Here is a 12,243-nt window from a genome sequence, read left to right as displayed (position 1 = left end):
ATACTTTTTCTATTTATCATGGGAATTATATAATATTATCCAATTGACTCCTTTTTCTTTATCTGGATCAAAATTATCGAATTTAATATATAATTGTCCTTTTTTTACCCATGCTCTATACTCTAGTACTTTGTCTCCTTCAAGAGGAGTCAATATTATTTTATTAATGAGATTTGGTGTAAAACTAATTTTGTGACTTAGAACTGGAAATATGTATATACCATCTATAAATTTATGATCTCCAAGATATTCTTTACCTATTATCTGTTGGGTATTTGCTAAATCTTCGAGCATATTTGACATGAGTTTTGTTCGTTCTTTTTCAATGAAATTACGTAGATATTTTTTTATAGTTGTATAAGATATAAAAGAGAAAAGTGCAACTAATAAACTGATAACAATAAAAAAAGAATTATATATGAATTTTATTGCATCATATATGACATTGATCTCTCCATACATTTTATTTATCATTTCACTACTTATTATAATATTGAATATAAACATAAAAACCCCCCTTGTCCTTATAATATATTAAGTAACAAAAGGGATTAGAACTATAGATTGTCAAAGGCTTTGCTCCTCATCTCATCTATACATATTTTATTAAGTTTAATATAGTCTTCATTATTTTTCAGATGCAGGTCTTTTTTCAACTCATTTGATGTACTATCCATGAAATCATTGTTAGGACCATGACATCTTATTGCTTCTTTAGTTTTCTTATCATATATAAGAAACATACTATTCACCTTCTTGTAGCTTGTTTCTTATATTTTCGCCAAAAATGTTGCTATTTAATCAGTTTAGATCTACGCCTAATTAGAAATCAATTAATATCAACTTTAAAAATTTTATTAATCATTGTAGGATAATCGTTTACTTTTAAAGTTATAGGGTTGACAAATTTAACATCATTTGATATTTGATATATAATTCTTATGTAGTCTTCTCTCAAATTATGAGCAACATTTTCAAAATCAAAAATAGTTCCGTCTGCATCTGTAAAAATACTAGCCAATGCAAAAGGTTTATCAGTATATTTCAATATTATCTTATAAGAATCATTGTAGTTATCAATCTCTTCTAGCTCCAAATTATCATCTGGAGATTTCAGAAGTTTATTATTTTCGACATCAACAATAATATCAGCTTTACTTTTATCAATAACTTTTATTCCGCTACCTTTTATATATATCTCTTTATCATTACCAAAATAATCGCTTTCATAATATAATACCCTGTTATAACCATCAATTATTGAACTTGATACACCATCAATACCATTATTATATTCCTCTCCATCTGAAACTAACTTAAAATCTTGCAACCCAAGAATATTCATAGTATTATTCTGGTCGAAACTAATATCTAAAAGAGAAGCAGTTGGATACACTGTTAACTTATTTATTATAATTTTTTGTCCTTCAATTTCAATATTCTTATCCAGATCATAAACTCTTTTTTTATTATCAAATATTTTTTTGTCAATGGGTATATTCATCTTCCATTTATATGGTAATTCTACTGATTTATTCGAATAACCTTTATTATTACTTTTGGAGCTATGTGTAGCTACTTTTAAGTTAATGTCTAATTGTATGTTTGAAGGTATATCAATTTGTGGTGATAAAATCATATCAAAGTGACTATATAATTTTTTCTTAGTGTCTAAATTAAAGTTATAATCAGGTATTTCCAAAATAGCTGGTATTTCAGAACCATTTTCATCCATAATATTATATGTTACACTACTTAGATATTTATATGAATCTCTATGTATATTACTTTCTATATTATAAAAAATCAATATTCTACTACCATCAATTATAATATTATCAGCAGTAACTATTATCCCATCATGTTCTTCAGATATATCTACATCCTGTATATAATTGTTTTTAATAGCTTGTTTGACGCCTCTATCAGTTATACCGTATCTTACTTCAAAACTCTCATCCTTTTTATTAGTAATAAAAACTGCTATAATAATAAATATTATTATCATTGATACTGCTAATATTTTCCTTTTATGCCTCTTCATCTAAATACCTTCCTTATTAAATTATTCAAATTATTGAATTAAAGTATAACATATAACGTTATTAGATTAAAGTAACTTCATCACAAAAAAGCTTTCATAGAAAACAAAAGCAGAGTTAATACATTATTTAAAAACCGAGTATATAATGATTTACCTTGCACCAGCTAAGATAACTGCTTGCCAAACTATGATATGGGACCATAATTCAACAGTTCATCACCCAAGTTGATGGTTCGTTCAACCATATATAATACTATACCAGCAATATATAACCTCTCGGCTATATATAACCAATATAAGCACTACATATGATTATTGCTCGGCACTATATGATAATACCTAGCCTCATTACAATCAAATAAATTTGACTATAATAAAACTATTGTTAACCACATAAAACCTTCCTTCCGACAATACATAAGCTTGTACCTATATACTATCTTCAGTTGAATTGAATATACCTATATAAAGCATATTCAATTCTTAGCTCAACCATTATATACTCGATAATATTATAATGACCATTTAGCTTCTAATATATATTAGAAATTATTTCAAATAATTCTATTTCATTACCTTTCGAATTTGAATAAATCTAATTCTGGTCTTTTATTATTCAGATATAAATCTTTTATCAACTGTCCGCAAAGAATACCATTGACAATGCCATTAGACCCATATGCTAAGGCAAAATAGAAATTAGGCATCTGTGGATATTCTCCTATATAAGGTAGCCCATCTTTAGTGACACCGAATAGACCACTGAACTTATATTCTACTTCTATATCTTTTATATTTGGAAAAAAAGCTTTGAGCTTCTCTAATAAGATATCATATTTCTTGATGGAAACCGTATCTTCATTAGTTAGATTTGACATTTTGCTACTCTCTTTACCTACTTTTTCATCTTCTCCGCCTATTATTATTCTATTATCAGCTGTTGTTCTTAGATATATATAAGGATCATTATCATCTCTGAATATACAAGTATTATGCCAGCCATAAAATTCTTTTATGGGTTTTGTAACAAGGTTGAATGTTCTTGTTAAACTAACTACATCTTCTTTTATATACTTCTTGCTTTCATATCCTGCTGCCATAATAACTTTCTTTGCCTTAATGCTAAAATCATTTGGAGTTCCCAATAATACATGGTCATCTTGGCACTTCATCTTATTGATTTCTGTATTCTCATAAATAGTAAGCCCATTTTTCACAGCTTCTTTTATGAGTGCATTAGTGAATTTGTATGGATTAATCAATGCCCCTCCTGATTTAGAATATACTCCTGCTTCAAGTGAAAAAGAAAACTTATCTTTTGCACTATCTTCATCTAAGAATTCAACGTCAAATCCATATTTTTTTCTAATATCATATTCTTGTTTTAATGGGGCAATATGTGATGCATTGGATGTATAGTATAGGCATTCCTTCAACTGGAAGTCACAATTATCTTCTAATGTATCAACAATATCTCTTATATCATAAACTGCTTTTTCACTGAGTTTAAAACATTCAACAGCCTGTTTTTCACCAATCATATGTGATAATCCCCATAGGTCGGTATCAACTTCATATTGCAATATGGCTGTTGATGCTCTAGTACTTCCATAACCGATGATGTTTTTATCCACTAAAACCGTATTTATACCTTCTTTAGTTAGATAATAAGCTATAATTGCTCCAGTTACTCCACCACCGATTATTAGGGCATCACATTCTATATTTTCACTTAGATATGGATATTTATTAGGTACTTTAGTCAGATTAGTCCAAATCATGTCACCTGCTACTAATTTCATAGTTTCATCTCCAAAAAATATACTTTTACTAACAATATTATTTTCATTATGTTTTTTAATTATGCATGTTTAGTAAATAAGCATATACTTTATCAATCAATTCTTTTACGTTTATATATCATAGTGAAACCAATAAAAGATATTATAATCCAAATTAATAATACAATAAAATTTTGTTTACCTATGGAAAATATGTTTTCATTACTGAACATATCATTCATTAATAATTGTGAATGATATGTTGGTAATAGTTTAGCAATATTTCCTAATGTCTCATTAGCCGCACCTAATGTAGGAATAAAATAGAATAATAGGATAACAGGCATACTGTTAGTTCCTGATGACATTACATTTTTGGATAGAATACCAACTATAGCACCGATTAATATCATTATAGTGGATATTAAAAATGCTACTACAATATACATGGGTAAATATTGAATTGGCGTTTCTAGAATAAAAAATATAGCTATATTAGTTATCCCAACAAGTATCCATGTTACAATAGCCTTACCTATTAAAAATTCCATTGGAGATACTGTAGAAAGCATTAGTGTTCTTAAAGTATTCTTTTCTTTTTCTTCTGCTATAAGCATAGCCATGGTCATTGGTGTAATCAAAGTTGAATTCATAACAAATATCAAAGATAATACTTGTGTGTTAAATGTTTTTTCAGAGCTCATCAGACTAAAAAATATTGCACCTACCAAAGGTATTAAGCTTACTACAAATACATTTACATTTCTTAATAAATCTTTTATTTCTTTTATAACTAATGTATTAACTCTTTTAATAGAAAATCCCATTATAATTCCCTCCCTGTCAAACTTATAAATATTTCTTCTAGATTAGGTTCATTTGAATGAATAGTCAACAATCTATCTTCTGACATCCATCTTCTTATCTTATCTAATCCATCTGTGTCTTTTCTAACAGTAACTTTCTCATTATTATCTTTCAATAACACTTCTATAGATTCCTTGGCATATCGTAATTTCAGTTTTTCTGGATTTCCTACCTCAACTATCTCTCCATTATTCAAAAAGGCTACACGATTACATAATTTATCTGCTTCTTCCATCCTATGGGTTGTCAAGAATATTGTTGTACCCTCTTTGTTTAGTTCAAGAAGTAATTTATGTATCTCATTAGCAGTTCCTGGATCAAGTGCTGATGTTGGTTCATCTAAAAATAGTAGTTTTGGTTTATGTATGAACGTTCTTGCCAGCATAAGTCTTTGTTTCATTCCTCTAGATAACTTCTTTACTACTTTCTTTTTATCTTTTAACAAGTCAACCCTCTCCAATATTATGTCAACTTGTTTTCTATCTACATTATATACATCTGCAAATATCTTAAGGTTATCTTGTACTGAAAGTCTTTCATATACTCCACTGTTATCTGACAGGATACCTATTTGCTGAAATATATTATTTTTTATTGATTTGATATTATTACCAAACAATTTTACATCTCCACTAGATGGTATCAGCTGAGCTGTTAATATTTTTATAGTAGTAGTTTTTCCTGCTCCACTTGGACCAAGAAATCCAAAAATTTCACCTTGTTCTACTGAAAAATTTATTCCTTTTAACACCCTGTTTTGTTTAAAATGTTTTTCAATGTTGTTCATTTCTATAATTTTTTCCATGAATATTGCTCCTTTCTGTAACTAAGTCACATTATGCCAGATTACTGGGCTTAGCACTACAAATCTGCCGTGAAAGGAGTGATATTAATGTTGAAATATGCATTTTTCAGGTTAAAATTATACTGTAAAAGGCTAAATGGAGTATATACTTCTCTGAATGAATCTAATTATAGATTAAGTATCTGCTTCAATTCTTCCATTCTTCCTTTTGACAATGGTATGGAACTTTTATTCTTATCATCCAATATGAGACTATAACTATTTCTTGTCCACGTAATGACTTCTCTTACTCTCTGAAGATTAACCAAGTAAGATCTATGACATCTAAAAAATCCTATGTGTTTTAATCTTTCTTCCAAATTGCTAAGTGTCAATGAACATTGAAATTTCTCTGTTCCTACATTAATATAACAACATCCATCCAGAGTTTCTATATAATTAATTTCCATAGGATTAAATAATATTATCTTATCATCTATTTTCGTTGGTATTTTATCTATTTTTATATTAGGTAATTCCATTTCATTCGTTTCATTGCTTTCTGTTTCTTTTCGTAGTTCATCTGGTGCTTGTTTTTGTTTATCGTTTTCATTGTCAATTTCGCTTTCTATAGGTTTCAATCCGTTCTCATTCAATATATAAGAATCTCCATCTAATAAAATCGTATCTTCAAGAGCTATAGAAAAAGCTAATATGGTTATTCCTAATGATTTCATATAGATTATATTTTCTCTAATGATACGATTACTCTGTCGGTCAAGATTAAGGGTAGGTTCTTGAATTAATAATATATTGGGCACACTAATAAAAGCTCTTGCAAAACTTACACGTTTTTTTTCAGAGTAAGTTAGAGAACCAATCTTATTCTTAGCAATGTCCAACAAAGCGAATCTAGTCATTACATCCTCTAAATCAGTAGCAGAATTATATAGTCCATGAAAAAATTTTAGATAATCTATGATATTCAATCTTTCATAGAATCCTTCTTCTTTATATATTACTGCTATATTTTGTTTGTTGTTCTTCATATATTCTTTCGGTGTCATATCTTCTAATAAGATATTTCCTTTTGATAGAATTATATTTCCTAGAATCATATCTATCATAGTCAATGCTATTTCTTCTGTACATTTAATAGTGATGCTCTGTCCTTTATCCAGTGTAAAATATATATCATCAATCAATGTTGTGTTCTTATCTTCTTTGGATACTCCTTCGAACTTTAATATATTCATATGTATTTAATTCCTCCTTAGTTAGGATAAACCATCACTTATTATATCTGTAAATCGAAAGAAAATCAAAGAAAACTAATGATTGAATTTATTGCAGATAAGTCAGAAAATAAATCTTTTTAGGATGTTTCTCATGGATCATTAAAAAACATATATGAGTGAGTTTATATCATTATTTAATCTAAGAAGAAGGGTTATTCAAGAATAGCTGTGTTGAATTTCGAGAAAACTACTTAAAAAAATAATTGCCAAAATTTCCTGAAGATACTTATAAGCAGTATGTGTTTAATGTTTATAGTAAAATAAATTTTAAAATAACTTGTAGTTTTGCTATTGGTTGTTTTATTAGTTAAAAGTGTTATATATCTCAAGAATATTTTAATACTTTATGTAATATTAATAATTATACAAAATGAGTCATTTAAACGCTATCGTTAACCTAAAGAGACTTTTATCTTTTCTCATATTTTTTCATTATTCTTTTAAATATATAACTATTAACTATCAAAAACACAATAATTATTAACGAATATATTAATATATGACAATAAAAATTTGTCTTTTCGTTTCCTAATTCTATTAATTCAGGTCTTCTGTTTAATAATATGGCAAAAACAAATATAATAGCTGAATCAATTATTTTTTTTACTATTATCTTTTTATTATTCATTCAAACACCTTCCATATATGAGTAGAATATAAGGAAATATTCACTTTGCTATTTCCTTATATATATTTATTATTAGTTAGATGCTAACCTTGGAGAACCATCATTCATAGATTGTGTATATACAATGTCATCATCACTCATTGTAGGACTATCATAGAATATAGTAACCCACTTAAATTGATAAGGTACTGGAACATTCAAATGTCTTTGGCTAGGGTCTAATATTACTCTAACATAATATTTTTTTGTATATATTCCACCAATATCACTAACATTTACTGTTTTATATTTAGTAATTATTCTTGTAATAGTTAATAAGTAAGCTGTTCCTCCACTAAGTGCACCAAGTAAAGCTAATGCAGTACTTTCAGCAATTTCGGCATTACGACTTTCTTCTGCTGTAAATGTATGCTTTACAGTACCTATATGCTTTACAATTTCACCACCCATTTGTACTATAGGTATTGGTAAATCTGATCCTCCTCCACCACTTGGTATTACAACACTACGAAGTGTAAAGGAGTTGCTAGCAGCATATGTATTGGAGGTTACAACCATTGTAATCAAAATGGATAAAATTAAGCATGTTATTTTTTTCATAAACTTTTTTCCTTTCATTAGTAGTATAATTTATTTATTGTATGCATACAATAAATAAATTATACTATAAATAAAAGAAAAATTCTGTCATATGTTGTCGTTAAATTATTTTTAATGTTATTATAGCCTATATATAGTTAAATGAGATAATTAAGGGTAATATTTTTAAAAGCGTCTAAGCTACAAAGTATAAAAGTTAATATGATGAGTTATCTTAAACAAAAATATATCATACTCTTCAAAGTTTGACTGAAGAAAATTATTTTGCTTTTAATAAGTGATAAATCAGGATATTCTAGTTGACATAAATATTACTACTTAAATTTAGTTAATATCTCTTTTAATATTGTACAAGCTTTTGCGTCGTATTCTTTAGCTTTATTAATTAAAAGAACTATTTGTTTTCTTACGTCTGGTTTAGCGAATATTCTTGTTGCTTGTTCGTCTTGCATGAAACCGCCTTTGACTTCGTTCATTTTGAAGGCACATTGTGCCTCTTCTCTAAACAGTGTTGCTACCTGTTCACATTCATCAGCTATGATTTCATTGTTATTGCCGACCCAGCTTATATAACATGCTGCATATGATCTTCCTTCACCGACCATTACTTGTGCATCACCTTGGCACATCATACGTTCAAACAGTAATGGTAGTATAGCATCATTTGGAAATTCATTATTGTCTGATATTGCATTAGACCATGCATCATAAGCGGCTTGACCTCCTGCATACTCAATTCTTTTATCCCTGTCAGTACTTTCATAACATATTTTTTCTGTGGTCATTATTCTAATAGCATCTTCTATTATATTTTTTGCATCCATTGGTTGGTTTTGTTCTTCACCAACAGCCATGACAGCTATTGTAGCTGGATTCTCCCACCAAGTATTACATATGAAATATCCTGATTCGTGAATCTTTATATCTTTTCTGAATTCCCTGTTTTCTTGGAAACAGTTCCATCCTAATAATGTTTCACCATTGTTTTGGTATCCTGTTATAAGACAAGCTTCTGGTGGTCCTATGATACCTAAGGCGATAACAGGTCTTCCCTGGTCTATTTCAACTTTTATGAATTCAATAAAATCTTTTCTACTTGCATTCTCTCTTTTAAGTATTTTATAGGTTCTGCCAGCTGCCTTAAATGCTCTTTTGAAAGCTTCATATTTATCTTCGTATATATTCATGATATCTACATTTCCGCCATCCCAATAATTGATATTCCATCTTAATCGAAATGCCGCTCCCGATGTAGCCATTATATAAGAATAGTCTATTTCTTGCCCCATATAGTTAAGACATGCTTTTAATGCTGTAGGAAAAGGTGTACATTCTTCGAATGAATATGCTACCTTTGGAACCCCATATAATATACAACTATTGTCCGTCTTTTCACGATTCCTCATTATATTTTCGACCTCCCTGATTGAATTAGATAAAAGTATATCTTCATTCTCTTCTAATATGACAGGTGCATACATTCCCATGAGAAATCTGTATCTTCCTACTCTACAGCCTTTTGTTCTGAATTCAGATGGAGTTATCTTAGTACACCTTTTGAAAGCTCTAGTAAAAGAATCATAATTATAAAAAGTATATTCCCCTGAAATATCTAGAAGGCTTTTATTGGTATGAATGATTTCAAATGCTGCATTAGCAATTCGTCTCATCAAAATATACCTTGATAACGATATATCTGTACATTCTTTGAACGTTTCTCTAATATGACGATATGAAAACCCTATAGTTCTCTCCAGACAAGAGTAATCTATTTCCTCTTTAAGTCTTGCTTCAATGTATGTTGCTGTTGACCATATAAAAAAAGAATAATCCATATTTTATCTCCTCTATATTAATTCTTCCGGAAGTAAATTTATTATATCATTAAATATATAGTAATACTCGACATTTTTGACCTTATATATTATTCATTAAATAATCTTTTCTGCCTATTAATCCTATCTACTACTTTCTGTTTAAATCCTTCTGGTCCAACCACTTTCAGAATTGGTCCATATGATAACAGTTGTATCAATAATTCCGATTCATCAAAGTCATAATAATATATTTTAACTCTGCAAGTATTCGTTTCTTCGTCATATTCTGAATTCCTTTCATAGTTGGAAAGATGGACAAAAACTCGTTCAAAGCCATTTCTTTCATTGTTTAAAATGATTTCTATTGGTTCAGGCATTTTATGATTATATATATACTCAGATATACCCGATGGATAACTGGCTGGTTCTATGATCTCTGCTCTTACTATCCTTGCCACATTAATCTTGCTATGATATATTATCTTACCTCTATTGATTAAAACTGCGTTCAGACGAAATTTATCATCTTTTGCTGAGTATTCTATTCTGTATCCTGCGTAACTTGCACTTCTTCTTACACCTTCTGCATTCAAGTATGTTATGTTAAGACATTTCTTATTATTAACTGCGTATAATAACTTTCTAAAATTATTAATGTAATCAATATTATCATAAGGGTCTCCGTCTTTTGCTTGACCTATGTAGATTATTGTATCTTGGTCAAACAATTCTTCTACATCTGCTAATTGTTCCTTTAATACATTTAATTCTTCTTCGTGTAAAAACAACTGTATTCTCTTATCCATCAATAATGTTTTTAACCATCTTAATTCCAGTGTAGTCAATAAAACCGATGGTTCCTTATCTAGTATAGATTCATAACCTTCTTTATTCTTGCTTAACAAGTTATAACTATCTTCATCATCGTTTATAATTCTAGGAGCTAGAGTCAGTAAAGTATCTCCAAATCCTTGGTTCCTTATCAAATCATAAATATACTCCACTGAAACGGTTTTATCCTGAGCTTCATTCAATATTTCACTTATCAATCTATAATATTTTCCGTATACTTCACTAAACAGACTCATTCCCTAACCCCCATACATTTCATACATGGCATCAATATCTCTTAAGAATCTTTTTTCTACAATATCATTAGAACATTTAAATGATATCATTCTTCCTATTAACGTTCTTAGCCAAGGCACCATTTCATTGACATCGTTGACTTCGATTGAATAGAGATATGTATTTTCACTTAACTTCTCTATAGTTCCATGTTTACCTTCTCTATGAAGTCTTTTCAATATGTATTCTTCATCATCAGCTATAATCAATGTTACCTCTAATTTTTCTAGTTTTTTTCCATTAAATATAGTAATACCCCAACTTTTCTCTAAACGCTCAGATAGATTTTCTACATGTAAATCATAGCTATCATCTATATCTCCAATTACTACTTCTTTTATATTATCGATTCTGTATGTTCCATATCGCTTATATTTATTGTTATATGCAGCTAGATACCTTCTACCGCTGCTCACATTATCTAATATTTTTAATGGTAGGACTTTTAATTTTATATTACTATTTCTTCTATAGGTACTTACGAACTCAATATTTCTATGCTCACCAATAGCCATTAGAATATTTAGCAAAATTTCATCATCTAGTGTATGAGCTAAATAAATATGACGGAAAGAAAATAGAGGTTTGTTTACAATAGAATTATCTACTCTATGACGAATAAAATTCCCTAGAACTCCAACTGGAAATACATTTTGATAATAACCACAGATGTGAAGTAGTTTATCAATAGTTTCTTTTGATAATGAATCAATTACTTGCCTATTAATATAGTAATGTAATGTTCTACCTTTTTTCATGCTATGTAAAAATCCTATTCCTGTAAGCTCTTTCAGTTTATTCCTTATAGTCATATTATCGGGTATCTTGATATCATCAAATATACTTAGATAATCGCTAACTATAATATCCGTAATTTCATTTAATGTCAGTCTTTCATCTATTCTTAAAATATCCAATATAATAAAATGTAACATGATATCATTCTTGGTAAATGTTTTTGTCATCCAAGTTATAAAAAGTGGATTCTCTTCTAAATCAACTGTATCAGCTGTTATAAATAATTTTTTACCTCTAACTGAATTATCATACCCTATATAACCAGACAAATAATTTTCTATCCTTCTTCTCTCGTTATCGTAACTTCGTCCACTTTTTGAACCAAAATCATTACGACATTTATAGCCATAAATGTGAAAATCCCTTAGATAATCTCTTATCTTTTCATAATTCTTTATTAACTCGTTGAACCCAGCCATATATATCACCTTCATTCTTATTCTACTAAAATCACTATCTGCATCGTGATAAACTTCTGTCCTATAAAATACTATCACT

General features: G+C 28.7%; 12 protein-coding genes. All 12 read right to left on the bottom strand.

Annotation, left to right across the window (positions count from 1 at the left end; translation table 11 throughout):
* Positions 1-9 precede the first annotated feature (9 nt).
* A complete protein-coding gene (locus tag ACX6CF_RS18585) occupies positions 10-507 on the bottom strand; it encodes a hypothetical protein (RefSeq protein WP_458786866.1) in 498 nt (165 codons plus the stop codon).
* 50 nt (positions 508-557) lie between these two features.
* The gene (locus ACX6CF_RS18580; RefSeq protein ID WP_458786865.1) at positions 558-743 is read right to left on the bottom strand and encodes a hypothetical protein; all 186 of its coding nucleotides are present in this window, start codon (positions 741-743) and stop codon (positions 558-560) included.
* An 86-nt stretch (positions 744-829) separates the two neighbouring features.
* Positions 830-2,044, bottom strand: a complete 1,215-nt coding sequence (locus ACX6CF_RS18575; protein ID WP_458786864.1) for a DUF4179 domain-containing protein — start codon at positions 2,042-2,044, stop codon at positions 830-832.
* Between the two features lie 572 nt (positions 2,045-2,616).
* The gene (locus ACX6CF_RS18570) at positions 2,617-3,846 is read right to left on the bottom strand and encodes an NAD(P)/FAD-dependent oxidoreductase (protein WP_458786863.1); all 1,230 of its coding nucleotides are present in this window, start codon (positions 3,844-3,846) and stop codon (positions 2,617-2,619) included.
* 92 nt (positions 3,847-3,938) lie between these two features.
* Positions 3,939-4,652 (bottom strand): ABC transporter permease, encoded by a 714-nt coding sequence (locus tag ACX6CF_RS18565; RefSeq protein ID WP_458786862.1) that lies wholly within the window; start codon positions 4,650-4,652, stop codon positions 3,939-3,941.
* Positions 4,652-5,497, bottom strand: coding sequence for an ABC transporter ATP-binding protein (locus tag ACX6CF_RS18560; RefSeq protein ID WP_458786861.1), 846 nt, complete (start codon positions 5,495-5,497; stop codon positions 4,652-4,654). Before ACX6CF_RS18560 ends, ACX6CF_RS18565 begins: the two co-directional genes overlap by 1 nt.
* Before the next feature lie 167 nt (positions 5,498-5,664).
* Positions 5,665-6,732 (bottom strand): LytTR family transcriptional regulator DNA-binding domain-containing protein, encoded by a 1,068-nt coding sequence (locus ACX6CF_RS18555; protein WP_458786860.1) that lies wholly within the window; start codon positions 6,730-6,732, stop codon positions 5,665-5,667.
* Between the two features lie 451 nt (positions 6,733-7,183).
* Positions 7,184-7,402: a hypothetical protein gene (locus ACX6CF_RS18550; protein ID WP_458786859.1), complete on the bottom strand. Its 219-nt coding sequence runs from the start codon at positions 7,400-7,402 to the stop codon at positions 7,184-7,186.
* Between the two features lie 72 nt (positions 7,403-7,474).
* Positions 7,475-8,002: a hypothetical protein gene (locus ACX6CF_RS18545; RefSeq protein WP_458786858.1), complete on the bottom strand. Its 528-nt coding sequence runs from the start codon at positions 8,000-8,002 to the stop codon at positions 7,475-7,477.
* 314 nt (positions 8,003-8,316) lie between these two features.
* On the bottom strand, positions 8,317-9,837 hold the full coding sequence (locus ACX6CF_RS18540) for a helix-turn-helix domain-containing protein (protein ID WP_458786857.1): 1,521 nt from the start codon (positions 9,835-9,837) through the stop codon (positions 8,317-8,319).
* 89 nt (positions 9,838-9,926) lie between these two features.
* Positions 9,927-10,907, bottom strand: coding sequence for a WYL domain-containing protein (locus ACX6CF_RS18535; protein ID WP_458786856.1), 981 nt, complete (start codon positions 10,905-10,907; stop codon positions 9,927-9,929).
* 3 nt (positions 10,908-10,910) lie between these two features.
* Positions 10,911-12,164: a WYL domain-containing protein gene (locus tag ACX6CF_RS18530; RefSeq protein WP_458786855.1), complete on the bottom strand. Its 1,254-nt coding sequence runs from the start codon at positions 12,162-12,164 to the stop codon at positions 10,911-10,913.
* Positions 12,165-12,243 lie beyond the last annotated feature (79 nt).

It is taken from the genome of Vallitalea sediminicola, assembly GCF_054408565.1.
The sequence above is the reverse complement of the archived record's forward strand: the minus strand, read 5'-3'. Positions and strand labels throughout refer to the sequence as shown.

What these genes read in the sequence shown, in the direction of transcription:
- ACX6CF_RS18585 (WP_458786866.1), bottom strand. Translation starts at nt 507, where the DNA reads ATGTTTATATTCAATATTATAATAAGTAGTGAAATGATAAATAAAATG.
- ACX6CF_RS18580 (WP_458786865.1), bottom strand. Translation starts at nt 743, where the DNA reads ATGTTTCTTATATATGATAAGAAAACTAAAGAAGCAATAAGATGTCAT.
- ACX6CF_RS18575 (WP_458786864.1), bottom strand. Translation starts at nt 2,044, where the DNA reads ATGAAGAGGCATAAAAGGAAAATATTAGCAGTATCAATGATAATAATA.
- ACX6CF_RS18570 (WP_458786863.1), bottom strand. Translation starts at nt 3,846, where the DNA reads ATGAAATTAGTAGCAGGTGACATGATTTGGACTAATCTGACTAAAGTA.
- ACX6CF_RS18565 (WP_458786862.1), bottom strand. Translation starts at nt 4,652, where the DNA reads ATGGGATTTTCTATTAAAAGAGTTAATACATTAGTTATAAAAGAAATA.
- ACX6CF_RS18560 (WP_458786861.1), bottom strand. Translation starts at nt 5,497, where the DNA reads ATGGAAAAAATTATAGAAATGAACAACATTGAAAAACATTTTAAACAA.
- ACX6CF_RS18555 (WP_458786860.1), bottom strand. Translation starts at nt 6,732, where the DNA reads ATGAATATATTAAAGTTCGAAGGAGTATCCAAAGAAGATAAGAACACA.
- ACX6CF_RS18550 (WP_458786859.1), bottom strand. Translation starts at nt 7,402, where the DNA reads ATGAATAATAAAAAGATAATAGTAAAAAAAATAATTGATTCAGCTATT.
- ACX6CF_RS18545 (WP_458786858.1), bottom strand. Translation starts at nt 8,002, where the DNA reads ATGAAAAAAATAACATGCTTAATTTTATCCATTTTGATTACAATGGTT.
- ACX6CF_RS18540 (WP_458786857.1), bottom strand. Translation starts at nt 9,837, where the DNA reads ATGGATTATTCTTTTTTTATATGGTCAACAGCAACATACATTGAAGCA.
- ACX6CF_RS18535 (WP_458786856.1), bottom strand. Translation starts at nt 10,907, where the DNA reads ATGAGTCTGTTTAGTGAAGTATACGGAAAATATTATAGATTGATAAGT.
- ACX6CF_RS18530 (WP_458786855.1), bottom strand. Translation starts at nt 12,164, where the DNA reads ATGGCTGGGTTCAACGAGTTAATAAAGAATTATGAAAAGATAAGAGAT.